At 61.4% G+C, this 25,189-nt stretch carries 22 protein-coding genes; 11 read left to right on the top strand and 11 right to left on the bottom strand.

All coding sequences use genetic code 11. The features are described from left to right. A complete protein-coding gene (locus OH705_RS19195; protein ID WP_023629001.1) occupies positions 1 to 915 on the bottom strand; it encodes a LysR family transcriptional regulator in 915 nt (304 codons plus the stop codon). Positions 916 to 1,017: 102 nt separating this feature from the next. Between OH705_RS19195 and OH705_RS19190 the strand changes: the two genes are divergently transcribed. The 7 genes from OH705_RS19190 to OH705_RS19160 all read left to right on the top strand — a co-directional run bounded on the left by OH705_RS19190 (position 1,018) and on the right by OH705_RS19160 (position 7,741). Beyond that, positions 1,018 to 1,986, top strand: a complete 969-nt coding sequence (locus OH705_RS19190) for an ABC transporter substrate-binding protein (protein WP_046855583.1) — start codon at positions 1,018 to 1,020, stop codon at positions 1,984 to 1,986. A 76-nt stretch (positions 1,987 to 2,062) separates the two neighbouring features. Beyond that, entirely contained in the window at positions 2,063 to 2,914 is an 852-nt protein-coding gene (locus tag OH705_RS19185; RefSeq protein ID WP_267302770.1) for an ABC transporter permease, read from the top strand. Beyond that, complete coding sequence (locus OH705_RS19180) at positions 2,911 to 3,744, top strand: quaternary amine ABC transporter ATP-binding protein (protein ID WP_267302769.1); 834 nt, start codon at positions 2,911 to 2,913, stop codon at positions 3,742 to 3,744. The genes OH705_RS19185 and OH705_RS19180 overlap by 4 nt, the downstream gene beginning before the upstream one ends. Before the next feature lie 12 nt (positions 3,745 to 3,756). Beyond that, a complete protein-coding gene (gene hutH, locus OH705_RS19175) occupies positions 3,757 to 5,280 on the top strand; it encodes a histidine ammonia-lyase (protein ID WP_267302768.1) in 1,524 nt (507 codons plus the stop codon). 152 nt (positions 5,281 to 5,432) lie between these two features. Next, positions 5,433 to 6,566: an aminotransferase class V-fold PLP-dependent enzyme gene (locus tag OH705_RS19170; protein WP_267302767.1), complete on the top strand. Its 1,134-nt coding sequence runs from the start codon at positions 5,433 to 5,435 to the stop codon at positions 6,564 to 6,566. A 22-nt stretch (positions 6,567 to 6,588) separates the two neighbouring features. Continuing rightward, positions 6,589 to 7,140: a YdeI/OmpD-associated family protein gene (locus OH705_RS19165; RefSeq protein ID WP_267302766.1), complete on the top strand. Its 552-nt coding sequence runs from the start codon at positions 6,589 to 6,591 to the stop codon at positions 7,138 to 7,140. Between the two features lie 364 nt (positions 7,141 to 7,504). Further along, the gene (locus OH705_RS19160) at positions 7,505 to 7,741 is read left to right on the top strand and encodes a hypothetical protein (protein ID WP_028688843.1); all 237 of its coding nucleotides are present in this window, start codon (positions 7,505 to 7,507) and stop codon (positions 7,739 to 7,741) included. 440 nt (positions 7,742 to 8,181) lie between these two features. On the opposite strand, the gene OH705_RS19155 is transcribed toward OH705_RS19160, so the two are convergent. Both OH705_RS19155 and OH705_RS19150 read right to left on the bottom strand, forming a co-directional pair. Then, positions 8,182 to 9,042, bottom strand: a complete 861-nt coding sequence (locus OH705_RS19155) for a hypothetical protein (protein ID WP_267302765.1) — start codon at positions 9,040 to 9,042, stop codon at positions 8,182 to 8,184. Further along, positions 9,032 to 10,744: an AAA family ATPase gene (locus tag OH705_RS19150; protein WP_267302764.1), complete on the bottom strand. Its 1,713-nt coding sequence runs from the start codon at positions 10,742 to 10,744 to the stop codon at positions 9,032 to 9,034. The genes OH705_RS19155 and OH705_RS19150 overlap by 11 nt, the downstream gene beginning before the upstream one ends. Before the next feature lie 504 nt (positions 10,745 to 11,248). Here OH705_RS19150 and OH705_RS19145 point away from each other — a divergent pair. Then, positions 11,249 to 11,812 (top strand): hypothetical protein, encoded by a 564-nt coding sequence (locus OH705_RS19145; protein WP_267302763.1) that lies wholly within the window; start codon positions 11,249 to 11,251, stop codon positions 11,810 to 11,812. Between the two features lie 24 nt (positions 11,813 to 11,836). Then, complete coding sequence (locus OH705_RS19140; protein WP_267302762.1) at positions 11,837 to 12,220, top strand: hypothetical protein; 384 nt, start codon at positions 11,837 to 11,839, stop codon at positions 12,218 to 12,220. A gap of 150 nt (positions 12,221 to 12,370) precedes the next feature. On the opposite strand, the gene OH705_RS19135 is transcribed toward OH705_RS19140, so the two are convergent. Further along, entirely contained in the window at positions 12,371 to 13,108 is a 738-nt protein-coding gene (locus OH705_RS19135; RefSeq protein WP_267302761.1) for a hypothetical protein, read from the bottom strand. A gap of 248 nt (positions 13,109 to 13,356) precedes the next feature. Here OH705_RS19135 and OH705_RS19130 point away from each other — a divergent pair, with 248 nt between their 5' ends. Next, positions 13,357 to 14,964: a methyl-accepting chemotaxis protein gene (locus OH705_RS19130; RefSeq protein WP_104443857.1), complete on the top strand. Its 1,608-nt coding sequence runs from the start codon at positions 13,357 to 13,359 to the stop codon at positions 14,962 to 14,964. Between the two features lie 39 nt (positions 14,965 to 15,003). On the opposite strand, the gene OH705_RS19125 is transcribed toward OH705_RS19130, so the two are convergent. Next, complete coding sequence (locus tag OH705_RS19125) at positions 15,004 to 16,335, bottom strand: serine hydrolase domain-containing protein (protein ID WP_104443858.1); 1,332 nt, start codon at positions 16,333 to 16,335, stop codon at positions 15,004 to 15,006. A gap of 120 nt (positions 16,336 to 16,455) precedes the next feature. Between OH705_RS19125 and OH705_RS19120 the strand changes: the two genes are divergently transcribed. Continuing rightward, the gene (locus tag OH705_RS19120; RefSeq protein WP_038706142.1) at positions 16,456 to 17,352 is read left to right on the top strand and encodes a LysR substrate-binding domain-containing protein; all 897 of its coding nucleotides are present in this window, start codon (positions 16,456 to 16,458) and stop codon (positions 17,350 to 17,352) included. An 81-nt stretch (positions 17,353 to 17,433) separates the two neighbouring features. Here the strand turns inward: OH705_RS19120 and OH705_RS19115 are convergent, their stop codons facing one another. The 6 genes from OH705_RS19115 to OH705_RS19090 all read right to left on the bottom strand — a co-directional run bounded on the left by OH705_RS19115 (position 17,434) and on the right by OH705_RS19090 (position 25,187). After that, positions 17,434 to 19,671 carry a TonB-dependent receptor gene (locus OH705_RS19115; RefSeq protein ID WP_267302760.1) on the bottom strand — a complete coding sequence of 746 codons (2,238 nt, stop codon included), beginning with the start codon at positions 19,669 to 19,671 and terminating at the stop codon, positions 17,434 to 17,436. A gap of 132 nt (positions 19,672 to 19,803) precedes the next feature. Continuing rightward, on the bottom strand, positions 19,804 to 20,766 hold the full coding sequence (locus tag OH705_RS19110) for a siderophore ABC transporter substrate-binding protein (RefSeq protein WP_232888150.1): 963 nt from the start codon (positions 20,764 to 20,766) through the stop codon (positions 19,804 to 19,806). Next, positions 20,763 to 21,545, bottom strand: a complete 783-nt coding sequence (locus OH705_RS19105; protein ID WP_267302759.1) for an ABC transporter ATP-binding protein — start codon at positions 21,543 to 21,545, stop codon at positions 20,763 to 20,765. The genes OH705_RS19110 and OH705_RS19105 overlap by 4 nt, the downstream gene beginning before the upstream one ends. Further along, on the bottom strand, positions 21,542 to 22,477 hold the full coding sequence (locus tag OH705_RS19100) for an iron chelate uptake ABC transporter family permease subunit (RefSeq protein WP_267302816.1): 936 nt from the start codon (positions 22,475 to 22,477) through the stop codon (positions 21,542 to 21,544). The genes OH705_RS19105 and OH705_RS19100 overlap by 4 nt, the downstream gene beginning before the upstream one ends. Further along, on the bottom strand, positions 22,477 to 23,421 hold the full coding sequence (locus OH705_RS19095; protein ID WP_371041623.1) for an ABC transporter permease: 945 nt from the start codon (positions 23,419 to 23,421) through the stop codon (positions 22,477 to 22,479). The genes OH705_RS19100 and OH705_RS19095 overlap by 1 nt, the downstream gene beginning before the upstream one ends. Further along, positions 23,418 to 25,187: an ABC transporter ATP-binding protein gene (locus OH705_RS19090; RefSeq protein ID WP_267302758.1), complete on the bottom strand. Its 1,770-nt coding sequence runs from the start codon at positions 25,185 to 25,187 to the stop codon at positions 23,418 to 23,420. Before OH705_RS19090 ends, OH705_RS19095 begins: the two co-directional genes overlap by 4 nt. Positions 25,188 to 25,189: the final 2 nt, after the last annotated feature.

Here is a 25,189-nt window from a genome sequence, read left to right as displayed (position 1 = left end):
TCACTCGGATGCAAACGACGGTCGCTCGGCGAACCATGCCACCGCCAGCTCCTTGAACGCCTCGGCCGAAGGCGTCAGCGGGTAGCGCTGGTCATGCGCCAGTACGATGCTATGGGTTGGCAGTTTCTCCTGTGTCGGCCGACACACCAGCGCTTGACCATCGTAACTATGGTCACCAAATGGCCGGGTATAAATCAGCGCCACGCCAAAACCATTGGCGACGAGGCTGCGCTGCAACTCAAAGGTACGCACACGGTGCACAACAGCGGGTGAAATGTCGTAAAAGCTGAACAGATCCAGCACATGCTGCCAACTGTGGACCTGATCGGTGACGACCAGGGTGTATTCGGCCAGCGCCTTGAGGCTGACGCGCGGCGCCTTGGCCAACGGGTGATCGGCCGACAGCAGCACCTGGGCAGTCAGCTGACACAGCTGGGTGCATTGAGTGTTTGGCGGTAAACCCAGGTCATAGGTGATGGCCAGCTCTATCGCGCCCTCACTGAGTCGCTTGCCCACATAATCGAAGCTGCCATCGCGCATATCGACCGTGACCCGTGGGCAGGACTGCTGCATCCGTCGCACGATCTGCGGCAGGCAATAGGGCGCCAGATCTTCAAAACAGCCCACCACCAGTTCCCCGACACACTCGCCTGCATCGGCATTGATCTCGGCAAAGGTCTGGGCCTCTGCCAGCACGCGACGCGCTTGCACCATGACGGTACGACCGAAGGGGGTCAGCGATATGCCAAGACCACGCTGGCGTATGAAGATTGCCTGGCCCAGCACTTCCTCCAGTTCGGTGATGGCCGCCGAGATGGAAGGCTGTGAAACATGAAGCTCCATGGCGGCAGTGGTCAGGTTTCCGTGCTTGGCCGCTGCGAGCGCGTAGCGAAGCTGCCTGAGCGTGAACTTCATAGGTTTTTCCGTGGTGATGCATCAGGACTTATTATTTTATCCTTTTTTATCGTTGTGAAATATTTCTCCTGCGCAGTGATCATCTTGTTTGGGAGCGTCACAATGACAATTACAAAAGCTCTGCTGTCCACGACACTTTCCTTAGGGCTCTTGGCGTGCGCTGGCGCCAGCCAGGCCGCCGGTTGGTGCGAGTCTGGCAAGCCGGTGAAGTTCGCCGGTCTGAACTGGGAAAGCGGGATGCTGCTCACTGAGGTGATGCAGTTCGTCCTGAAAAATGGCTATGGCTGTGACACCGACAGCCTGCCGGGTAACTCCATCTCCATGGAGAACGCCCTGAGCAGCAACGATATCCAGGTGTTCGCCGAGGAGTGGGTAGGGCGCAGCGAGGTCTGGAACAAGGCACAGGCCGCCGGCAAGGTCGTCGGTGTCGGCTCGCCGGTGGTTGGCGCGGTCGAAGGCTGGTATGTGCCGCGTTATGTGATCGAAGGCGATGCCAAGCGCAAACTCGAAGCCAAGGCACCGAACCTCAAGAGCATTGCCGACCTGGGGCAATACGCCCAGGTATTCAAGGACCCGGAAGAACCGGACAAGGGGCGCTTCTACAACTGCCCGGCCGGCTGGACCTGCGAGCTGGACAACAGCCAGATGCTCAAGAGCTATGGCCTGGAAAACACCTACACCAACTTCCGCCCGGGCACCGGCCCGGCACTGGATGCCGCCGTGCTCTCGAGCTACAAGCGTGGCGAGCCGATCCTCTTCTACTACTGGTCGCCGACCCCGCTGATGGGCCAGGCCGACCTGGTCAAGCTGGACGAGAAGCCAGGCGTGGACAAATCCGTGACCATCAAGGTGGGCGTGTCGAAGACCTTCCACGAGCAGGCGCCGGAACTGGTGGCCGTGCTGGAAAAGGTCAACCTGCCGATCGACCTGCTGAACCAGAACCTGGCGCGCATGACCAGGGACCGCATCGAGTCGGCGGAACTGGCGAAGGCGTTCCTCAAGGAGCACCCCGAAGTCTGGCACAGCTGGGTCAGCGAAGACGCAGCCAAAAAGGTAGACGCGGCACTCTGAAGGGTGTGGGCCGGTCCGGCGCCTGCCGAGCATGCCACACAGCAGTCCGCTTCACGCACTTGCTCGAGAGAACTCCATGTTTCCCAAAGACTTCACGTTTTCCATTGCCGACTGGGTCAATGGTTGGGTCGACGCGCTGGTCACCAACTACGGTGACGTGTTCCGGCACATTTCCGAGACCCTGCTGTGGGCCATCGTCAATCTTGAAGGTTTACTGCGCGCAACACCCTGGTGGCTGATGCTGGCCGTCGTCGGCGGTATTGCCTGGCACGCCACCCGCAGAATCGTACCCACCGCGGTGATCGTCGGCTTGCTGTTCCTGGTCGGTGCGGTAGGGCTCTGGGACAAGCTGATGCAGACCCTGGCGCTGATGCTGGTGGCCACGCTGATCTCAGTCCTGGTCGGCATCCCGCTGGGTATCCTGTCGGCGCGCAACGATCGCCTGCGGGCAGTGTTGATGCCGCTGCTCGACATCATGCAGACCATGCCCAGCTTCGTGTACCTGATCCCGGTACTGATGCTGTTCGGCCTGGGCAAGGTGCCGGCGATCTTTGCCACCGTCATCTATGCCGCGCCGCCGCTGATTCGCCTGACCGACCTGGGCATTCGCCAGGTGGATGGCGAGGTCATGGAGGCGATCAACGCGTTCGGTGCCAATCGCCTGCAACAACTGTTCGGCGTGCAGTTGCCACTGGCGTTGCCGAGCATCATGGCCGGTATCAACCAGACCACCATGATGGCCCTGTCGATGGTGGTCATCGCCTCGATGATCGGTGCCCGTGGCCTGGGTGAAGACGTCCTGGTCGGCATCCAGACCCTGAACGTGGGCCGCGGCCTCGAAGCGGGCCTGGCCATTGTGATTCTGGCGGTTGTGATCGACCGCATTACCCAGGCCTATGGCCGGCCACGGCATGGGGTGGGCAAATGAGCGCCAAGCAGACGATGAACAAGATCGAAGTCAAAAACGTCTTCAAGATCTTCGGTGCGCGTGCCGAAGATGCCCTGAAATTGATCCGCCAGAGCAAAAGCAAAGAGCAGGTCCTGGCCGAAACCGGTTGTGTGGTGGGGGTAAACGATCTGTCGTTGTCCATCGGCAGCGGCGAGATCTTCGTGATCATGGGGTTGTCGGGCTCGGGCAAGTCGACCCTGGTGCGTCACTTCAACCGCCTGATCGACCCCATCAGCGGCCAGATCCTGGTCGATGGCGAGGACATTCTGCAGTACGACATGCAGGCCCTGCGTGAATTCCGCCGGCGCAAGATCAGCATGGTGTTCCAGAGCTTCGGCCTGTTGCCGCACCGCACCGTGCTGGACAACGTCGCCTACGGCCTGAAAGTACGTGGCGAGAGCAAGGCCCTGTGCACGGAGCGAGCCCTGCACTGGATCAATACCGTGGGCCTGAAGGGTTACGAAAAATCGTACCCGCACCAGTTGTCGGGCGGCATGCGCCAACGTGTGGGCCTGGCGCGTGCGTTGGCTGCCGACACCGACATCATCCTAATGGACGAAGCCTTCAGTGCGCTCGACCCGCTGATCCGCGCCGAAATGCAGGACCAGTTGCTGGAACTGCAAAAGACCCTGCACAAGACCATCGTCTTCATCACCCACGACCTGGACGAAGCGGTGCGCATCGGCAATCGCATTGCCATTCTCAAGGACGGCCGCCTGATCCAGGTTGGCACGCCGAAAGAAATCCTCTACCAGCCTGCAGACGAATACGTCGATCGTTTCGTGCAGCGTCGCGTAGCTTCGCTATAAGGAACCGCGTGTATGTCGTTTGCCGAAAAGATCATCATCGCCGACACGCCCGTTCGCTGGCAGGACGTGGTGGCTGTGGCCCGGCATGGCGCGAAGCTTGAGCTGGCCCCATCGGCCTGGGCGCGGATCGAGAACGCCCAGGCGATTGTCCAGCGCATCGTTTCCAGCGGTGACCGCGCCTATGGCGTCAACACCGGGCTTGGCGCCTTGTGCAATGTCTCGTTGCAGGACGAACAGCTCAGCCAGCTGTCGCACAACACCTTGCTCAGCCATGCCTGCGGCGTGGGTACCGCGTTGTCGGACGAGCAGACCCGGGCGATCATGTGCGCGGCGATCATCAACTTCTGCCAGGGCCGTTCCGGCCTTCAGCGCAAGGTGGTCGAGGCGCTGCTGACCTTGCTCAACCAGCACATCACCCCGCAGGTGCCGAAACAGGGGTCGGTGGGGTACCTGACCCACATGGCCCATATCAGCATCAGCTTGCTGGGTGTCGGCCAGGTCAGCTATCGCGGCCAGATCGTGCCGGCGCAGCAAGCCTTGGCCGAGGTCGGCCTGGTGCCGATCAAGCTGGGTGCCAAGGATGGCCTGTGCCTGGTCAACGGTACCCCTTGCATGACCGGCCTTAGCTGCCTGTCCTTGGACGATGCCACTCGGCTGAGCCAATGGGCGGATGTGATCGGCGCCATGAGCTTCGAGGCCCTGCGCGGCCAGCTCGATGCCTTCGACCCTGAAATCATCGCGCTGAAACCGCACCCAGGCATGCAGCGCGTGGGCAGGAACTTGCGGCGCCTGCTCGAGGGCAGCGAAATCATTGCCAGCAGCCATGGCATTCGCACCCAGGACGCCTTGAGCATTCGCTCGATCCCGCAGGTGCATGGCGCCGCGCGCGATCAGCTGGAACACGCGGCGCGGCAGATCGAGACCGAACTCAACTCCACCACCGACAACCCGATGTTGCTGGGTACACCCGAGTCATATCGGGTGGTTTCCCAGGCCAATCCCCACGGCCAGTCCGTGGCCATGGCGGCCGACCTGCTGGCGATTGCGGTAGCCGAGATCGGGGCGATTGCCGAGCGTCGCCTCGATCGCCTGATCAACCCGTTGGTCAGCGGTTTGCCGGCCTTCCTGGTCAGTCAGCCGGGGGTGAACTCGGGCATGATGATCGTCCAGTACGTGGCCGCTTCCCTGTGTGCCGAAAACCGTCAGCTGGCTCAACCGGCCGTCATCGACAACTACGTCACCTCCGGCCTGCAGGAGGATCACCTGAGCATGGGCACCAATGCCGGGCTGAAGCTGCACCGTGCCCTGGAGAACTGCACGCAGATCCTCGCCATCGAGTACCTGTTGGCGGCCCAGGCCTTCGAGTTTCTCAAGGAGCAGCGCTTTGGCGCCGGTACCAGCATTGCCTGGCGGTTGTTGCGCGAGCGGGTTCCGGCCTATGCCCAGGACCGTTGGCTGGCACCGGATATCGCCAGCAGTGCATCGATCCTGAAAGATCCCGACCTGCTTGGCGTTGCCTTCCCCGAGTTGCTATGAGCGATGCAGGCAGCAGGAGCGGCGGCAGGCCACGGTCATAAGGCTGGTGTGTAACTGAGGGCCTTATCGCCGGGTTCTCTATGCATCTTGTCATTTGCAATGGCTTAGGGCAGGGTCGATGCCAAGGACAACTCTGCCGAAGGAGCCACACCATGTCGAAGATATATCCGAGTATCGATCCCGAGGGGCTGGTCGAGTATTCGGTGGTCTACACGGACCGCTCGCTCAACCACATGTCCCAGTCGTTTCAGGGGGTGATGAAGAACATTTCAACCACCCTGAAACAGGTCTACAACGCCCAGGCGGTTGCGGTGGTCCCGGGCAGTGGCACGTTCGGCATGGAAGCGGTAGCCCGGCAGTTTGCCACCGGCCAGCAATGCCTGGTGCTACGCAACGGCTGGTTCAGTTATCGCTGGAGCCAGATCCTTGAGATGGGCAATATCCCGGCGGCCACAACGGTGCTCAAAGCCCGCCCGGTTGAAGCGGGGCGCCAGGCTGCCTACGCCCCGGCCCCTCTGGAGGAAGTGTTGGCGGCCATCGAGTCGCAGAAACCGCAGATTGTCTTCGCCCCCCACGTTGAAACCTCATCAGGGATCATCCTGCCCGATGAATACCTGCGGGCCGTGGGCGACGCCGTGCATGCGGTGGGTGGCCTGTTCGTGCTGGACTGCATCGCCTCAGGCGCGATTTGGGTCGATATGGACAAATGCGCTGTCGACCTGCTGATCAGCGCACCACAGAAAGGCTGGAGCGCCTCACCTTGCTGCGCCCTGGTGATGTTCAGCGCGTTGGCCCTCGAGCGCATCGAGTCGACGCAAAGCACCAGCTTCGCCTGCGACTTGAAGAAGTGGCTGCAGATCATGCAGGCCTATGAGCAGGGCGGCCACGCCTACCATGCGACCATGCCCAGCGATGCCCTGGCGCGATTCAACGAAGTGATGAAAGAGACGCAGGCCTACGGTTTCGACAAGGTTTGCGACGAACAACAGGCCCTGGGTGATCGGGTGCGCGCAATGATGACCCGCAAAGGCATCAAGAGCGTGGCCGCAGCAGGCTTCCAGGCCCCTGGCGTGGTGGTGAGCTATACCGATGATGCCGATATCAAGAGCGGCAAGAAGTTTGCCAGCCAAGGCCTGCAGATTGCCGCCGGCGTACCGTTGCAATGCGACGAGCCGGCCGACTTCCAGACCTTCCGCATCGGGCTGTTCGGGCTCGACAAGCTGCACAATCTCGAGCGCACGGTCAGCACCCTTGAGCAGGCGCTGGACGAGGTGATGGTTAAGTAAGCGCACGGTTGGAGAGCCTGCCATGACAGCTGAGGATGCGAGGTCGCGATTCGAAGCCAAGCTTCTTCGTCCGGCAAAGCCCGGTGATGGCAGGTCGTGGGCGTTCGTGGTGCTTCCGAGGGACGCGAGTGAACGGCTTCCTAGGCGGGGAAGGGCGACTGTTGACGGCACGATCAATGGGCATCCTTTTCGGGCAACCCTTAAGCCAGATGGTCAGTTGAGCCATTGGTTGAAGGTCGGTAGCGAGTTGCTCGATGCGGCGGGGGTGGCTGTTGGAGATATCGTTACCCTCGAAATGATCCCGGTGAAGAAGGAGCCCGAGCCTGATATTCCAGCGGATCTCGAGAAAGCCCTGGCAGCCACACCTGAGGCTCAAAAGGTTTGGAACGCTACGACGACCCTCGCTCGGGTTGACTGGATCCACTGGATTACTTCAGCGAAGCAACTTAAGACGCGTGAAAAGCGAATTGGGGATGCCTGCGAGATGCTTGCGACCGGTAAGAAGGCGGTTTGCTGTTTCGACTCGTCTGGTTACTACAGCAAAGCATTTCGGGCGCCTGAGGCGGAAAATTGACCTGTGGTGCAGCTCGGGAACATCCAGGGGCGCAACCAGCCCTTTGATGCCTTATATGTGCTGTGAATCGGACTTTCCCTCTTCTCTGTAGTCCATTTCCGAAACATACTCCCACCGCCTTACAGCCATTGCAGCAGCCCCATCAGCCATCTAGTCTCACCAAGTCGCCGCAAATTCGACGACACGGTTTTGACAGACCGTCCTCTGATATACGGATCATGCGCAACGCTCTATGGCGGCTGTGCGTGGGGCACTTCGGTGCGCCGAGTTCCGATATCCTCGGTCTGTCAACCCACGTACCGCTGCCACCCATTTGTTTGACAGCAGAGATGTGGTAGCTCCAGTCAGATATCGGAGCTTTATCATGTTAAAGATCGTCCCCGATCCACCGCTACACGACAAATACACCACCCACACTCTCGAAGACCTTCTGGTCCAGATCTCTGAATATCTTGTCTGCGCCCTGACCGTCAGCCAGCAGACCGTCTTGCTGCACGCCAAGCCGCCAGGCCAGGTCCTAACTCTCGCCGCCATGCATGAAATCGACAGCGCCCGCACCCTGGTGGAAGTGGCGTTGAGCCGCGTGCAATCCCGGCACTGACTTGGCGAGCCTGGGATCGAACTTGACACCGATCAGGCCCCGTGCCGTTCGCGGGGCCGCAGGAGGAATGGTATGGATAGCGAATTGCACCCGCCAGCGGAATCAAGAAGACCGCGACCACACCGACGACCATCGTTGCGCCTAGTATGCTAGCCTCGGGATACCGTGCTGACTGCCATAGTTCAGGGCGAAGACTGTCATGATCCGATGATTTTCCGGAATGCGCTAGGGTGTTTTTTGGGGCCTGCGCCAGCGGTATGGAATGCCTGGTTTTGGTCGGAGCCTCTTTCACACGTTTACGGAATTCTGGCGTATCAGAAACGCCTTTGCGGCCTACCAAGATACGTCGGCGCTACACTGGTCGTGAGTGACATAGTGCAAGCGTGCGCCATTATTGGCATGGTGCACGCCATGCGATGTCTAGAGTATCGGTCTAGAGCTTAAGGGTATTCAGAAAGCTCTCCGTTTTGAAGGAAATCTATCACGGCGAGATCCGCCAGCAAAGAGCGGTACACGACTGCGTCCCAGCTGTTAATTCCTTTCCCGGCCTCTAATAAATAACAACTTTCGATGGCTGTAGCGACCGTGACTTTGCCACCAGCTCGGGTTTCGCTCGCCATCCGAATAATGTTCAGATAGCTGCTTTCAAAGTATTCCTTGAAGCGCTCCCAAAAACCGATTCCATCCAAATGCGATGCCACTAGCTGTTGCAGATCTAAGGGCAGGTTGTTCGATATTTCGAAAGAAATCACAGGGGTCAGGTAGGGCGCTTGCAATTTTATAGAATATAGCGGCTGGTTGACGTCATCATAGTATGGATGCAAGAAACTCCTAGTGCCAGCGGCGTTTTGGTAGTCTACCAGCTTCTCTCCCTGGCACCAGTCACAGGCAGGTACGAGGTTAAACAGGTTTGCTGCAAATTCTGGGTAGATTGTTTTAGGTAGACAATGGTCTAGTGTCCTTGGTCTTCCAAGCTCACCACATACTGGACATGCCAAAAGCTTATTCTTCTTCCTGAGCTTCTCCAGTTCATTATAAGGATGTTTGTCTTTGTCAGGATTGTATAGCCCTAGTAATGATGCTTTGCGCTTGACCGCCTCTCCGTCCGTATCGACATAGTCCCTCAATACCAACGGCGGCATGCCGGATGGACATCCCATTTGGTCGTCGTACTGCTGATATCGAGCAGTAAGGTCTGGCGTTATCCGGCCGTAAAATCTCTTGTGCTTGACTCTTTCGCCTAGCACTAAATTTAACACAGCAATACTGTCTTCGTCTGGTTTGGAGATCTTAGCGACCATCTGACACGCTCGCATTGAGAATTTTAATGGTCATTTCTTCATTAAGTTCATCTTTGAGCTTGTCCAACAAATCCTTAGGGCTGCCGGCTTGTTGAATAGCACCCTCAATCCACTGTGCGAACGGTTTAGTCACTTTACTGTCCCCGAACACGTAGGACGAAATCCTTTGCATGTTCCCGCCGAAAGTTTCGAATGGTGGATGATCGACTTCAAGCCCATGCTGCCCTTGGCGATAAACGTGCATACAATTTGCCGGAACCTCACGCGCGATGGCGAGTGAGTGGGTCGCTAGGATAGCTTTCGAACTAAATGCAGCAAGCACCTTCTTGAGCAAAGCGATGAACTCCACCTCAAATGTCGGATGCAAGAAGAGTTCCGGTTCGTCTACGATGATCAAACTCTCCGCCTTGATTTGCCCAACAATATTTATGACCATGTATACGAAGAGTCGCTGACCGGAACTTAGGTCTAACTTGTCTGTGTCATTAAGGAATACAACACCCGCTTTGCTATTGACGATAGAAAAAAGATCATCTTTAAGTTTGAGAAGTTTCAGGTGTGTAACCGGCGTCAGCTGAATATACTGATTGCCATCGTTATCTTCGATCACATAAGACTTGAGGGAAAGAGGTAGCTCTGCCTTAGAATTGAGCTCTACTGCTAGCTTCTCGAAGCCAAGCGCTGGTTGCAGTACATCTATAATGGTTGAGAATTTAGACGTCCAAGTGCTAAGGAAACCAAAGGCGTCGTCATCCGCCAGAGCCTTGAACATTGACTCGACCGAGTCGCTGGCGGGCTGGTTACGGCTGATGGAACTCTGACGCTTTCCCTGAGCAGAAAGCCTGCCTCTCCTGAAGCCAAAATACCTATACGCAGTTTTATCTTTGAGTTTGGAATCGGATAGATCTAAAACAAAGTCCTCGAAAGGACTATAAGACATCAAGATCAGTCGCGAGATGTTCGGGTGGGTGTCAAACGGCTGGTGTTTGGATTTGTGAAGCTGCGTTTGAGAGCCGGCATCCATTCCCAACCAGTACGCAACGAGGTTTTTTAGCGTATGAGATTTTCCGACGCCATTTGGTCCGATCAGGACATTAATGTCGTAGGGAAGGGTGTCTGAATTAAATCTGAATCTGACTGAGGTGACGGAATCAACGCCGCGGCTTGGGAGGTTCAACGTAAAATCTTTAATTGATTGAGAATTTCCAGAAAATGCCTTCCACCCATCCTGGAAAGATTTGCGCGCACCGGCTTCGCGCAGCGGCGAAGTAGTAAAGTTTTCCTGTTCGGTCAGTTTTTTTGCAGCTTCGTCATGAGTGACGTTCACGAGATAACCGGCATCACGAATAAGAATCAGAACATTCTGAGCATCTTGAACGCCCAGTTTTGTGATGAGCGCGTCATAGAACTCAATGTCACTTGGCACAGAAACGTAATTTGCATCTGGAATGGGGAAATAGCCATCCCAGCCGGCCTTACGCAGCGCGTTGAGCTTTACTGGCGAATCGGTGTCGCTCTCGATTAGTAGCTTGAGGTTGAATTCGAAAATTCGTTCGCCATCGTAATAGAAGACAGCATTCAACGTTGTACGTACAGAATAGTCATCCCAGTTGTTGTAGCTGAGTGATAACACTGTTTTTTCGGTTTTTGTTAAGGGCGGAGTTCTACTCCAATTATCACCTGCATGGAAAAATACTTTCAAAAAACACCTTCCTTGTAAAGTCAATGAGGCGGCATTAAATTCCTTCCGCCCAGAGGTTCCATTCTAATCCAAACCGCGAGGTATAGAAGATGGTTTTTTTGATGCAGCACTAAATTCTGTTGTAAGGATACTCTAACGGCGGGGCCCATAGCGCGGGAAACAGTTTAGAAAACGCTTTGATCAAGCCCTGCGCCGTTCGCGGGGCCGCAGGAGGAATGATATGGATAAGGAATTGCAAATCTCGCGCATCCGGAAGCTCGCCACCACGGGCTGGCGAGGCTGGGGAGGAGGGCGGTCAAGACCCGCTTCAGCGATCTGCCGACGTTGCTGACGGCGGTGCATTACCTCATTGGCCCAGGATGCGAATCATGGGTTGATGGTGGGTCGGAGAGCGGAGTAGGAATGCGGTGGCGGCTCTGGCTGGCGTCAGCCTGTTAGACTCCGGGGCCGCTTTGCGGCCCATCGCCGGCTCCCACACCGACCGCGCCGCACTCAGAGTGCGTTATGATCGCGTTCAAGAAGCAGCTCCTGCCTGTCACCATTCTGTGCAATGTCCTCGCTGCCCAGGCTAGCGATGTACAGATGGGTGACTTTTGGGTAGTCCATTACCAAGGTGGCTTGGGCAAGAACCAGGTGTTTGTCGCGGACGGCGACCCCAATAATATCTTTAATCGCCCAGATGGCGCGAAATCATTGGGCGTCTATCAGTTCTACGAAGAGCCCGGCAAACCCACATTGACTGCGTACGATGTCGAAATCGACTGCGCCAAGAACCGCGGGCGCATCACGGGCGCGCAGGATTTCCGCAGCGTTTTCAATGAATTGCGCAACGCGAAGTATTCCAGCCAATGGCAGAGCAAACCTGACGCTTGGTTGGCGCAAAGCCGCGACTTCCTGTGCAAACCGGCTGACCGCCAAGCCCGGAAAATGGAGCGCCTGGGTGTGATGCCTGCATCGCAAATAGCCAAGGCAGGGCCGCAGCTGTTCCAGATATTGAACCGCGAGGCCGCCAAGGCAGCCATCATGCAGAAGATCGACGAAGGGTTCGCACAGATGTCTGCCAAGTAAAGCGGCCTTCAGGGAGAAGACCTTATGAACCGATTGTTAGCATTCGGCTTGTTGGCCGCATGGCTCAGTGGCTGTGCATCGCTGGAAGCCAGCAGCGCCTGGAAAGATCGCCCGGTGGGCGAGCTGATCGATTTCTTCGGCGTGCCACGGCAGGTCATGGTGGTGCCGGAAGAGGATCTGGTCGTGCTCAGGTATGTGCGCGACAGCAGTTATGTCACGCGTGAAGCCGCGGGGACTTACACAGGGCCGCAGAACGGGCAGATTGTGCATACGGAATACTGGGAAGACGTGCAGCACTCAGGCAGCTGTCAGATCGATGTGTTCATCAACAGGGCGCGGCTGGTGCAGAAGGTACGCACGAAAGGACGCTGTGCAGTTGTCGAGATGGCGCCGGCAGCTCGAGCGTGATGGCAGACAAAACCACAGGTGATCGACTCAGAAGGTCACCTCCCATAATACGTAATTTAACATAATATACATTATGCGTAGGTTCGTATTGAGCAGTACGCCCAGAGGGAGGCCAGATTCCAGCCTCCACCAAGCCCATTTCCAATCCACTCACTCGAATCTCAATCCTTTCGGCACTTCATACCGGCCGCCGTCATAATTCAGGCTGAACCTTTTCGTCTGCGTGGCACGCTCGATTTCCTGACAGTCATCAGCGCCCTTGGGAACACTTTGGCTCCCGGTCGATATCTCGGTAACCCGCAATTTGCTGAAACCGTCCTTGCCGGGTTTTCCCATTGCCAGCGTCCGTTTGATCTCACCGAATTCTCCAGCGCAGACACCGTCCCATTCGCCGTGACTTTCGCTCACAACCAAGTGCCCCATGATCTGCCGCAGTTGCGAACCGTCGTTCACGTACAGGCTCAGGGTTTCACTGCTGAACGGATTGACCCGTGACGAGCCTGTGTGACGAATGCGCACGCCAAATGCTCGTAAGCCTGGTGCTAGCTGATAGCGCGCAGTGTCCAGCGTCAGGCCTGAAAACTGCACCGCATCGGAGACGATCGCCGCCTCCTGGTAATGATGGGCAATGATCTTGCCGCTGCTGGCATCGGCCACCAGTACATCCAGGCTGTAATCGCCTTGCCCGTATTCATCAACGTTCACCTTCAACGGCAAGGCTGCCAAGACCTGGCTGGTATCTGCCGGATTGACCTTGCAGACTGCAAAGTCGCTGGCTAGCGACAGTGTCGGGTGCAAGGCCTGGGCCCAGGTTTGCAGGTTCTTCGTGCAGTCGCCCCAGGCGATCATGGGGGCAAACAACAGCGGTAAAGCGGTGAATCTACGCATGGTCGATGTCTCATTCCTTTGAGGATAAGTGAGCTGGATGCACACTACACAGGGTCTCTGGCGTCAGCAAACGTCCGTACGCCCTGCCCGACTTTTTTATGGCATAAACATATAACTCAACTAAATATTCATTTAGTTGAGTTATATGAGGCATCTCCTCACCGCACCTCAGCGCCGTTCTTTTCCCCCTGCGAAATACCTCCAACCATCTATGCTCAGCAAACCCACCCCACGGAGCCTGTTCGAAAATGGACATTCGTCAGAAAACCATCGGGTTCGGTCTTGTCAGCATCCTCGCCGCCCTGTTGCTTGGCGGCAGCGGCCTGCTCGCCGAGCATGACCAGAACCAGGCGTTGCAGCGCAGCGAGGCCAGCATGGCCGCCCTGCGCAACCACATGGAAGGCGACATGATGCATGATGCGCTGCGCGCCGATGTGCTGGCCGCCCTGCTGGTCAAGCCGGGCGATACTGACAACGCCAACCAGGTGCTGGCCGACCTCGACGAACACGCAAAGTGGTTCCGCAGTGTCGTGCAAAGCAACCTGGAACTGCCCCTGGACGCCGACCTGCACCAGGCCATCAATGACCTCGGGCCCCTCCTCGACCACTACATCGCCAGCGCCACGTCGATCATCCAGCTGGCATTGCAGTCGCCTGAACAGGCCCAGGCGCAGCTGCCGGCCTTCGTCGCCGCCTTCAAGGAACTGGAGCAACGCAACAGCACCCTGAGCGACCTGATCGCCGGCAATGCCGACAAAAGCCGCGAACAGAGCACCGCCACCCTGCACCGGGGCATCAGCGTGCTGGTGGGCGGGATGATTTTGGCCACGCTGGCGTTGGCGCTGTGCACCTTCCTGCTGCTGCGCTCCATCCTGCGGCCGTTGAGCCAGACCATGGCGGTTGCCGAGCGTATCGCCCAGGGCGACCTCACCACCGCGATCGAGGTCCACGACCGTGACGAAACCGGGCATCTGTTGCGTTCGCTGGCGGACATGCGTGACAGCCTGGGCAACATGATCAAGGCCATCCATGAAGAGAACCTGCTGCTGCGCGAAGTGGCCGATGAACTGGGCCAGGCTTCCAGCAGCCTGGTGCAGCGCACCAGCCAGCAGTCCGACAGCGCCGTGAGCATGGCCTCGGCCACCGAGCAGATGATTGCCAACCTGGCGCGGATCGCCGACCACGCCCGCGATGCGCAGGCCATCTCCGGGCAGTCCGAGCGCCTGGCCAGCGACGGCGGCGAGGTCATCCTCAACGTGGTCGGCGGCATGCAGGGGATCGACGAAGCGGTCAACCGTTCCTCTGAAACCATCACCGTGCTGGGGCAAAGCTCGGAAGAAATTCATTCGATCATCCAGGTGATCAACACCATCGCCGAGCAGACCAACCTGCTGGCCTTGAACGCGGCCATCGAAGCCGCCCGTGCCGGCGAGGCCGGGCGCGGCTTTGCCGTGGTCGCCGATGAAGTACGCGGCCTGGCCGGGCGCACGGCGCAGTCGACCCGGGAGATCACCGGCATGATCGAACGCATCCGGCAAAGCACGGGCAACGCCGTCGACAGCATGCAGACCGGCGTCACCCGGGTCCGCGCCGGTGTGGAGCTGGCCACCCAGGCCGGCGCGTCGATCCAGCAGATTCGTGAAGGCGCGCGCCGCGCCGCGTCGGTGGTCGAAGAAATCTCGCAGACCATCGGCGAGCAGACCCGGGCCAGCCAGGATGTCGCCCATCAGGTAGAACTGATCGCCCGCATGTCGCGGGACAGCACCGACACCACGCGGCAGCTAGCCTCGGCGGCGCAGCGCCTGGGCGAGATTGCCCAGGGCATGCAGGCGAGCGTGTCGCGGTTTCGCGTGTGACTGGGCAGGCGCTTGCCGGCGCCCTGCCCTCGCCCGGCGTTACTGGCTCAGCGCCTTGGCCACCGCGTTGACGAACACCGCCTGCTCGTCATACAGCGAGCCGGGGCTTTCGGCGTTCTTCCAGGTCGACCACTGCACCACCACCAGGCGCTCCGCCGGATTGATGGCGATGCTCTGGCCGAAGATGCCCAGGGCCCAGAACGTCTGGTCGCTGGTGTCGGTGCGTTTGGGTTCGGCATCGCTGTCCGGGGCCGGGGCGTTGTACCACCACTGGTAGCCGTATTGACCTTTGGGCGCGGCGGCTGTCACTGAGCCCTTGGCTTGGGTCCAGTGGGTGGAGCGCGCGATCCAGTCGTCCGGGAGCAGCTTTTCACCCTGCGGCAATTGTCCGCCACTCAGCACGAACTGGCCGAACCGCCCCCAGTCACGCAACGTGGCATTGAAACCGTGGCCGCCCATGTCCACCTTGCCGGGCACCAGCGCATGCCAGACCCCGGCCTGCTGCATGCCGTAGCGGCTCCACACGCGGCTCTGCAGGTACTCGGCGATGGTCATGCCGGTGGCGTTTTCCAGCACCCGGCCCACCAGCCAGGCACCGCCGGTGTTGTACGACCAGACCTCGCCCGGCTTGACCCCGGGCTTGCGCTTGACCGAACGCACCAGGTCGAGCACGCAGTGATAGGGATCGGCGGTGGCCTCGCACTGGGTCATGTGCGAGAAGTCCGAATCCTTCGAGGCGTAGTTCTCGTCCCAGACGACGCCCGAGGTGTGCTGCAACAGCTGCTGCAGGGTTACGTGCTGCCACTCGGAACCTTCCAGCTCCGGGACATAGCGGCTGATCCTGTCATCCAGCGAGTGGATCTTGCCTTCCTTGACGGCGATGCCCACCAGCACGCTGACCACCGACTTGGCCACCGAGCGCGATGTCCACAAGGTCTGCGGGGTGTTGCCCTTGCCGTAGTGTTCATAAGCGATCTTGCCATCCTTGAGCACCAGCAGGCCGGTCACGCTCTGGTTGGCCAGGTAGTCCGCCAGGTTATGGGGCTTGCCGGCCAACTGGTACTGCACGTCGCTCAGTTTGTGACTGGCCTGCGGCAATGGGTATGGCATGGCGCCGCGCGGGGCGAAGACATCGCCGCCGTACAGGCGATAAGTGTTGCGAAAGCCCACGACCCGGGTGTCCTGGTCCCAGGTGAGCATGTCCTTGGCCGCCGGCAGCACCTTGTCGAAAGGCTGCGGGCAAGGCTCAAGCCCCGGCACGCCGCAGGCCCCCTGGCTGTCGGCCGCCTGGGCCGCGCCGGCCAGTGCGGCGAGTGCCAGTGCCAGGATGGAAAGACCGTTGAACGACTTCTTTATTGTTATTGGCCGCATCGGAGGGCTCCTCGAAAAGCGCGGAAATACGCTGCCCCGAGTGTCTGCAACTTGAGCCAGCGGGAAAAGCACAATAAATTTGCCTTCACTATTAAAAAAACTAACAACCAAGGAATGCCCATGGCCGAAGATCGCCTGCCCCCGCTCAACGCCGTGCGCGCGTTCGAGGCCGCTGCCCGCCTGGGCAGCTATGTCGCGGCTTCCCAGGCGCTGCACGTGACCCAGCCGGCGATCGGCCGGCATGTGAAAAACCTCGAGGACTGGCTGGGTGTACGCTTGCTCGAGCGCTCCCCGCGCGGGGTGACCCTTACCCTGCCCGGCGCCCATTACTACAAGGCCGCAGCGCAGGCGCTGCAGATCCTCGCCGACGCCGGTGCGCGCCTGGGGCAACGTGGTGAAGAGCGCTGGCTGCGCATCCTCTGTGTGCCAGCGTTCGCCTCACGCTGGCTGACACCGCGCATCGACACCTTGCGCAGCCTGCGCCCGGACCTGAGGATCGCCATCGAGCCCAATGCCACGTTCACCAGCGTGGATGCCCGCCAGGCGGACCTGGGCATCGCCTTCGGCCTGCCGGGTGAGCTGAGTGGTGTACGCGAGGTGTTGATCCGCCCGAAGGTGTTCGCGGTCTGCGCGCCGAGCTACCTGGCGCAGTTGCCCGCAGGGTTGAGCGCTGCCGACCTGCCCGCCTTGCGGCTGATCCATGTCGATGACGGCACCTGGTGGAACAGCTGGTTCGCCGCCAATGGCCTGAGGGTGCGGGTCAAGGCCGATACTTCGCATATCAGCAACGATATCGTCCTGAACCTGGCCCAGCGCGGCCACGGCATCGCCTTGGCCACCGAGGTGCTGGTCGGACGTGAACTGCGCGAAGGCAGCCTGGTGCGTTGCGTGGAGCAGGCCGTGGCGCTGGAGAGCTATCAGTTGCTGACGCCACCCCAGCCGCCGAGTGCCGATGCGTTGTGGTTCATGGATTGGCTGGGGAGCAGCCTGCGCGAAGAGTTTCCGGACGCACTGTGAGCGTGGCACCGGCCGCGCCGGTGGTCGCGGGGCAAGTCGCATCAGCTCACCGCTGCTCCCACGCAGCCAGTGTGGAGTTGGCTAGAAATCCACCGAGGTGGAGAACAACAACGACCGCGGCGTGCCCAGCCCACCAGACAGGCCGCTGCCGTCGCCGCCGTTCCACGAGCCGATCCAGTAGGCCTTGTTGGTCACGTTCTGCACGGTGGCACGCAAGGTTACCGGTTTGTCCGAGAGCTTCAGGGTATACCGGGCCCCGAGATCGAAAATCGTGTAGGACGGCAGCGACAGGTTATTGGCATCGGTGGCATAGCGTCGGCCGGCATAGTTGGCGTTGCCGGTCAGGGTCAGCCCGGGCATCTCGCGCAGGTCGTACTCGACGCCGAGCTTGGCCAGCACCTTGGGCACGCCGGTGGCCTGGTTGCCTTCATTTTCCTTGCGTATCGATTTGCTCAGCTCGGCCTTGGTGTAGGACGCACCGCCCAGCAGGCGCAGGCCCGGCTCGAGCTCGCCGAAGAACGACCATTCCAGGCCACGGTTGCGCTGTTCGCCGTACACGCCGTAGATCTGCGTCAGCGGATCGGTATAGGCGCTGGGCTTTTTCACCTGGTAGACACTTACCGTGTGCGCGAAGGTGCCCAGGTCGAGCTTGGCGCCCAGTTCGTACTGCTTGGTCTGGTACGGCGCCATGATCGCGCCGGCGTTGCGCGCGTTGTCCGGGGCGATGCCGCCCTGGCTCAGGCCTTCGATGTAGTTGCCGTACAGCGACAGTTCGTCGGTGACCTTGACCAGCAAGGCCGTGGCCGGCGAAACCCGGCTTTCATCGTAGGCCTTGGAAGTACGCTGGTGGTTGCCGTCGTAGTTCGACGCGCGCACGTTCTGGTGGCGAGCGCCGACGGTCCACTGCACCTTGTCATCGAGGAACGACATCGTGTCGAGCAAGGCTTCGCTGCTCAGTCGGGCGCGCATGCGCGACGTGACGTTGCCGTACTCGCCGATCTCCGGGCGCGGGCCATAGTCCAGGTTGTAGTAGTTGGTGAGGATGCGTGTCGGCAGGCGCTTGTCCTTGAAGCTGTTCTCGGAGTCGTAGCGGGTTGCCGCCAGCGACCAGGCGTGGTCGACCGGGCCAGTGGCGAAGCGCCCGCGCAGGCCGACTTCGCCGGACTTCTGCTCGCCATCTCGAGCCGAGCGGATCGGTGTGGCGGAGATGTCGCCGGCATCATTGAGCAGCATACCGCTGGTCATCAGCGCGTTGTAGCCCCCTTCCCTATGGCCCCAGCCGGCGAATGCGGTGAGCGAGTCGTTGAGGTCGTACTCACCGCGCAGCACCACGGTATCGGTGTCGTTGACGGTGTAGCCCCACTCCGGGGCCAGCGAGTGATCGCCCTTCTTGGCCTTGGGCAGGTGGGTCACGCCGGGGCTGATCGAGGCAATGCCGAAATAGTTGACCCCGTCCATGCGTTCGCGCTGGTGGTAGTAGTCCAGCGACGCCCTCGCCCGCTCGCCGCGCCAGTCCAGGGCCAGGGACGACAGCTGCATGCGGTGCTGCTGGTCGTCCACCGGGGTGTCGCCGTCGCGGTAGACGCCATTGAAGCGCACGCCGAACTGCTTCTGGTCGCCGAAGCGGCGGCCGATATCGGCATGCATACCCGCCAGGCCATCGGACTCGTAGGAGGCGGTCAGCCGGGCCAGGGGCTCGTCGCCGGCACGCTTGGGCACGATATTGATGCTGCCGCCGACGCTGCCGTCGGGGGGCATGCCGTTGAGCAGCGCCGACGGGCCCTTGAGTACTTCGATACGCTCGGCAAGCTCGGTGGAACCGCGCATGTTCGGCGCCATGCTCGGCAGGCCGTTGAAGGTGATGTCGTTGCCGGTGCTGTACAGACCGCGGATAAAGAAGGTCTCGAAGATGCCGCGCTTGCTCGGCACGTAGACCGACGGATCGGTGGCACCGATCACCGAGCCGATATCCTGGGCCTGGCGGTTCTCGATGTATTCCTTGGTGTAGCTGATGGCGTTGAACGGGGTTTCGCTGAAGTCCTTGTTGCCCATCAGCCCTACCCGGCTGCCCGAGCCAACCTGGCCCCCGGCATATTCCGGTGGCGGGGCACCGAGGGCGTCACGGGTTTCCTGCACCAGGGTTTCCGGCAGGGTCAGGCCCTCTTCCTTCACATCGGGGGTTTGCTGCTGTGCCGAGGAGGTGCTGCGTGGCGGTTGCGCGAAGGCGTTGCCGGCGATGGCGGCCATGCCCAGCAGCACGGCCATGCGCAAGGCCCTGCGGGGCAGTTTCGGTGCCTGGGGATGTTGCAGTGGAGGCATGAGGGATTCCTTTCTGGACGCAATGGTAATGTTTCTCATTAGTCATTCCGTACGAGTCGGCGAATCCCTCAACAGAAATTACAGTCACTTGGCCACTATCGGCTTAACCACCACAGGGACCAAAGCGGGGGCTCAGCGCTGGTATCCCTTCACCACCTCGTCCGCTACCCGCTCCAGGCAGGTCACGCTGGCGGTGCACAGGTACCAGGTCTGTGGATCGACGAATACCACATGGCCGTTCTTCCACGCCTTGGTCTGGCGCAGCAGCGGGTTGTCCAGGGTCTCGCGGTCCAGCGCGGCGCGGCGCTCCATCACCGCGGTGCGGTCGATCACGTAGAGGATGTCTGGGTCGGCCTGGTGGATGAACTCGTTGGAGATCGGCTGGCCATGCAGGCCAGCCTGCATGTCGTCGCTGGCCGGCTTGACCCCGAGGGTGTCGAAGATGAAGCCGTAGCGCGAACGCACACCGTAGGCGGTGAACGCGCCGTTGTTGTGCAGCACCACCAGCGCCTTTTCCGGGCGCCCGTCGGTCACCTTGCGCACCTGGGCCACCTTGGCATCGATGCGCGCGGCGGTTTCCCGGGCCAAGTCTTGCTTGCCGAGAATTTGCCCGACGGTCAGCAGGTGCTGCTTGGCGGTGTCGATGACATTGCCCTGGCGGTTGTCCATGTCGATGTCGTAGTGCACCGTCGGCGCGATCTGGCTCAGTTCCTGGTAGCTCTGCGCCTGCAGCGGCGAGATCAGGATCAGGTCGGGCTTGAGCGCATGCAGGCGTTCGAGGTTGGGCTGGATGGTGGTGCCAACGTCCGCCACCTTGGGGTCATCGCGGTATTTGGCCAGGAAGCCCGCCACATAGTCCTTGGCGATGCCGACCACCGGCGCGCCGAGCTGGTCAAGGGTGTCCAGCTCGCTCATGTCGAAGGCCACCACGCGTTGCGGCTGGTGCTCGACCAGCGTGGTGCCCAGGGCGTGCTCGACCTTCACCGGGGCGTAGTCGGCGCTGGCGGCGCGCGCCTGCTCCTGCGGGGCCTGGTCGCAGCCCGGCAACGCGGCCGCCACGGCGGCGGCCAGGAGTATCTTGCAGATTCCGTTCATACCAGCTCTCTCGATAGTGATGGGTTGAAGTAGTTGCAGACGAAACCCTGCGCGCTCGGCAGGATCTCGAACGCCAGGCCGAACAACGCGCGCAGGTTGGCCTCGTTGACCACCTCGGCGACCGGCCCGTGGCTGTGCACCGCGCCCTGCTTCATGGCGACGATGTGGTCGGAGTAATTAGCGGCGAAGTTGATGTCATGCACCACCAGGATCACCGTACGGCCCTGCTCGTCGCAGAGCCTGCGGATCGCCTGCATGATCTGCACCGCGTGTTTCATGTCGAGGTTGTTCAGCGGCTCGTCGAGCAGCAACAGGTCGGTACGCTGGGCGATGGTCATGGCCAGGAAGGCCATCTGCCGCTGGCCGCCGCTGAGTTCGTCGAGGTAGGCGCGGCGCAGCGGCTGCAGCCCCAGGAAATCCAGGGATTCGTCGATTACCAGGTGGTCGTCGGCGGTCAGCAGCCCGCGGCTGTAGGGGAAGCGGCCGAAGGCGACCAGTTCCTCGACGGTCAGGCGCAGGTTGAAGTCCAGTACCTGGCGCAGGGTGGCCACGCGGCGGGCGTAGTCGGCAATGGCGATGCGGCCGATGTCCTGGCCGTCGAGCAGGATGCGCCCGCGGCTTGCCGGCAGCAGTCGGGCCATGCACATCAGCAAGGTGCTCTTGCCGGCGCCGTTGGGGCCGATCAGCGAGGTAACCTGGCCAGCCGGGAAAGCCAGGCTCACGTCTTCGAGCACGGTCTTGTCGCCATAGGCCTTGTGCAGGTGTTCGAGGGTGATCATGGGGTGCCTCGGGTACGGACCATCAGCGCGAGGAAGTACGCGCCGCACACCAGGTTGACGAGGATGCTCACGCTGGTCCGGTAGTTGAACAGATGCTCGACCAGCAGTTGGGCGAGCAGGAACATGCCGATGGCCACGGCGCAGGCCAGTGGCAGGATCACCTGGTGCCGGGCGCTACGTGCCAGGGCGTAGGCGATGTTGGCGACGAACACCCCCATGAACGCGGTCGGCCCCACCAGGCTGGTGGACACCGCCACCAGCACGGCGATCAGCGCCATCTGCAGACGCAGGCAGCGGCCATGGTCCAGGCCCAGGGCAATGGCTTGGTCGCGGCCCAGCGCCAGCACGTCGAGCACCCGCGTGCCGCGCGCCACCAGCACTGCCACTGCCGCCACCAGCAGGCCCGAGTACAGCACTTGGGCCGGCTGGGCGCGGTTGAACGAGGTATAACCCAGGCTTTGCAGGATGGAGAATTCCCCCGGGCTGGTCTTGAGCTGGATGAACTGGGTGAAGGTGCCCAGCACCATGGTCAGCACCAGCCCCAGCAGCAACAGGCGGTAGACATCCCCGCGCCCCTCGCGCAGCAGCCAGCGCTGCAGCAGCCACGAGTAGCCGAGCATCAACGCCATCGACAGCAGCGCGTTGCCCTGCGCGCCGAGCAGCGCCACGCTGCCGGTGCCCAGCCACAGCACCAGCACGGCCTGGAACAGCAGGTAGATGCCTTCGTAGCCCATGATCGCCGGGGTCAGCACACGGTTGCCGGCCAGGGTCTGGAAGATCACCGAGGACAAGGCGATGCACACCCCGGCCACCACGATCGCGCCCAGGCGCACCAGGCGCTTGGGGATCACGTAGCTGAAGTCCAGGCCAGAGCCCAGCAACAGGAACGCCAGCACCAGGGCCGGCAGCAACAACCAGGCGGCGCGGCGCATCATTTGCACTTCCACAGGATCAGCACCAGGAACAGCACACCGCCGACACTGCCGGCGGTCAGGCCAATGGGCACTTCGTAGGGGTGGATCAACAACCGGCCGAGGATGTCGCAGGCCAGCAGCAACGCCGCGCCGCACATGGCGACGATGGGTAAGGTGCGCTTGAGGTTCTCGCCGTAGCGCAACGCCACCAGGTTCGGCACCACCAGGCCGACGAAGGGGATCGCGCCCACGGTGATCACCGTGGCCGACACCGTTACCGCCACCAGCACCAGGCCGAGGATCGCGGTGGCCGCGTAGTTCAGGCCGAGGCTGGTAGCCATGCCCTCGCCCATGCCCAGCACGGTGAAGCGCTGGGCATATAGATAGGTGAGCACGACGATCGGCAGGATCAGGTAGATGATCTCGTAGTTGCCCTCGATCACCCGCGAGAAGTCGCCCAGCAGCCAGCCCTGCATGCTCTGCAGGATGTTGTGGCGATAGGCATGGAACTCGGCGATGGCGCTGAGCACGCTGCCGTACATCAGGCCGATCACTGGCACCAGCACCAGGTTGGTGAAGCGTATGCGGCGAATGATCGCCACATACGCCAGGCTCGCCAGCAGGCAGAACACCAGGGCAAACAGCATGCGCCCGGTGGCCCCGGCACCCGGCAGCACGGTCAGGGCCACCAGGATGCCCAGCTTGGCCGCGTCGAGTCCGCCGCAGGTGGCCGGCTCGACAAAGCGGTTGCGCACGATCTGCTGCAGGATCACCCCGCAGATCGACAGGCCGACACCCGTCAGCACCAGTGCCGCCAGGCGTGGCAGGCGGCTGGCGGTGAGGGTCAGCCAGGCATCGTCGGAGGCCGACAGCAAGGCCGACCAGGACATCTCGCTGGCCCCGACCATCAGTGAAACGCCACACAGCAGCAACAACAGTGTTGGCAGCAACAACCGACTCAAGCGGTCACTCCATCGCCTGCGGCCTCACCGATGCGCCAGCCCTTGGCGGCCCTGCGTTGCTCGAGGAAGTGCGCGTACAAGCCACCCTCGGCAGCCAGCTGGGCATGGGCGCCCTGTTCGCGGATACGCCCCTCGTCCAGCACCACGATCTGGTCGGCCATGGCCACCGTCGACAGCTGGTGGGCAATGACGATCAGCGTGCGCTTGCCGCGCAACCGCGCCAGCGCTTCGGCGATGGCCGCCTGGTTCTCGGCGTCCAGCGCCGCGGTGGCCTCGTCGATCAGCAGGATCGGCGCGTCCTTGATCAGCGCGCGGGCAATCGAAATGCGCTGGCGTTCGCCGCCGGACAGACGCGCACCGCCCTCGCCCACTGGCGTGTGCAAGCCTTCGGGCAGACGTTCGAGGATCTCCTGCACCCCGGCCAGCCGCGCCGCCTCGAGCACTTCGGCCTCGCTGGCGTCGGGTTTGCCCAGGCGGATGTTGTCGGCAATGCTGCCCTGGAACAGGTAGGCGTCCTGGAAGATCTGGCTGATCTGCCCGGCCAGCTGTTCGGCGGACATCTGCCGCACATCCACCCCGCCGACCTTGACCCGGCCCTGGGTGACGTCGAAGAAACGGGCGATCAGGCGCACCAGGGTAGTCTTGCCCGAACCCGATGCGCCGACCAGCGCCGTCATGCTGCCGGGCGCGATGTCCAGGCTGACCTCGCGCAGCACCTCTGGCTGGTCGTCGCCGTAGCGGAATCCGACCTGCTCCAGCTGCACCGAACCGTCGACCGGCGGCTGCGGTGCGGCGGGCTCGGGCAGCGGCTCGACGGCCAGCAGCTCGGCTACCGCCTGCAACTGGCCGCGGGTACCGCGCAGCACCTCGCTGTAGCCGGCCACATCCAGCAGCGGGTCGATGAAACGGGTCGCCAGCACCAGCGCAACCAGGGTGGCGATCACCGTTGCGTTGTCGAAGCCCGCGCCGGCCTGCTCGCCGAGCCACAGCGTGGCGACCACCAGCAACGCGGCGAAGCTGGCCTGCACCGCCCAGACGTTGAGCACCGACGACAGCGCCGACAGCTGGATCAGCTTGCGCGCCGCCTGTTGCTGCTGGGCCACGGCCTGCTCCAGGAAGCGCGTTCCGCCCTGCTCGCCATTGAAGGCACGCAGCACCGACTGCGCCTGGGCGAACTCGACCATGCGCTGGCTGGTCTGCGCGGTGTCGCGCTGGTAGCGCTGGTCGGAGCGCTGGCCAAGGCGCATTGTCGCCAGCATCACCAGGGCCAGCAGCGGCAGGCTGACCAGGGCCACCAGTCCCAGGCGCAGGTCGACCAGCAACAGCGCAACGAGGATCACCAGCGGCGTCACCACCCCGGTGAACAGCGGCGTGAACACATGGGCCGGCAGTTGCGCGATCTCCATCATGCCCTGGGTGGTGACATGGCTCAGGCGCGCGGTGTTGGCGGCATTGAACCAGCCCACCGGCAGCGTGCCGACATGCTCGCCCAGGCGCTGGCGGCCACCGCGCAGCACGGCAATGCCCACGGCGATGCCGGCCTTCTCCACCCGGCGCCGCAGGTACCAGCACACCACTACGCCCAAGGCCAGCAGCGCCAGCCACTGGCCAGCGGCCTCCAGCTGATTGCCCAGCAGGTGGCGCAGGATCGGCACCAGGGTGACGATGGTCAGCCCGCACAGCACGCCATACACCAGCGCCAGGCGGATGTAGCGGCGCAGGAACACGGCGTCGTCGCCGAGCAGTCGAACGAAAGTCCCCAACATGA

The organism is Pseudomonas sp. BJa3 (assembly GCF_026343815.1).
Taxonomy (GTDB): Bacteria; Pseudomonadota; Gammaproteobacteria; order Pseudomonadales; family Pseudomonadaceae; genus Aquipseudomonas; species Aquipseudomonas soli.
Note: the sequence above shows the minus strand (reverse complement) of the source record. Positions and strands in the feature narration are given on the sequence as shown.

Bases quoted from the DNA above. Each gene is read 5' to 3' on its own strand.
- OH705_RS19195 (WP_023629001.1), bottom strand. From the start codon at position 915: ATGAAGTTCACGCTCAGGCAGCTTCGCTACGCGCTCGCAGCGGCCAAG.
- OH705_RS19190 (WP_046855583.1), top strand. From the start codon at position 1,018: ATGACAATTACAAAAGCTCTGCTGTCCACGACACTTTCCTTAGGGCTC.
- OH705_RS19185 (WP_267302770.1), top strand. From the start codon at position 2,063: ATGTTTCCCAAAGACTTCACGTTTTCCATTGCCGACTGGGTCAATGGT.
- OH705_RS19180 (WP_267302769.1), top strand. From the start codon at position 2,911: ATGAGCGCCAAGCAGACGATGAACAAGATCGAAGTCAAAAACGTCTTC.
- hutH (WP_267302768.1), top strand. From the start codon at position 3,757: ATGTCGTTTGCCGAAAAGATCATCATCGCCGACACGCCCGTTCGCTGG.
- OH705_RS19170 (WP_267302767.1), top strand. From the start codon at position 5,433: ATGTCGAAGATATATCCGAGTATCGATCCCGAGGGGCTGGTCGAGTAT.
- OH705_RS19165 (WP_267302766.1), top strand. From the start codon at position 6,589: ATGACAGCTGAGGATGCGAGGTCGCGATTCGAAGCCAAGCTTCTTCGT.
- OH705_RS19160 (WP_028688843.1), top strand. From the start codon at position 7,505: ATGTTAAAGATCGTCCCCGATCCACCGCTACACGACAAATACACCACC.
- OH705_RS19155 (WP_267302765.1), bottom strand. From the start codon at position 9,042: ATGGTCGCTAAGATCTCCAAACCAGACGAAGACAGTATTGCTGTGTTA.
- OH705_RS19145 (WP_267302763.1), top strand. From the start codon at position 11,249: ATGATCGCGTTCAAGAAGCAGCTCCTGCCTGTCACCATTCTGTGCAAT.
- OH705_RS19140 (WP_267302762.1), top strand. From the start codon at position 11,837: ATGAACCGATTGTTAGCATTCGGCTTGTTGGCCGCATGGCTCAGTGGC.
- OH705_RS19135 (WP_267302761.1), bottom strand. From the start codon at position 13,108: ATGCGTAGATTCACCGCTTTACCGCTGTTGTTTGCCCCCATGATCGCC.
- OH705_RS19130 (WP_104443857.1), top strand. From the start codon at position 13,357: ATGGACATTCGTCAGAAAACCATCGGGTTCGGTCTTGTCAGCATCCTC.
- OH705_RS19125 (WP_104443858.1), bottom strand. From the start codon at position 16,335: ATGCGGCCAATAACAATAAAGAAGTCGTTCAACGGTCTTTCCATCCTG.
- OH705_RS19120 (WP_038706142.1), top strand. From the start codon at position 16,456: ATGGCCGAAGATCGCCTGCCCCCGCTCAACGCCGTGCGCGCGTTCGAG.
- OH705_RS19115 (WP_267302760.1), bottom strand. From the start codon at position 19,671: ATGCCTCCACTGCAACATCCCCAGGCACCGAAACTGCCCCGCAGGGCC.
- OH705_RS19110 (WP_232888150.1), bottom strand. From the start codon at position 20,766: ATGAACGGAATCTGCAAGATACTCCTGGCCGCCGCCGTGGCGGCCGCG.
- OH705_RS19105 (WP_267302759.1), bottom strand. From the start codon at position 21,545: ATGATCACCCTCGAACACCTGCACAAGGCCTATGGCGACAAGACCGTG.
- OH705_RS19100 (WP_267302816.1), bottom strand. From the start codon at position 22,477: ATGCGCCGCGCCGCCTGGTTGTTGCTGCCGGCCCTGGTGCTGGCGTTC.
- OH705_RS19090 (WP_267302758.1), bottom strand. From the start codon at position 25,187: ATGTTGGGGACTTTCGTTCGACTGCTCGGCGACGACGCCGTGTTCCTG.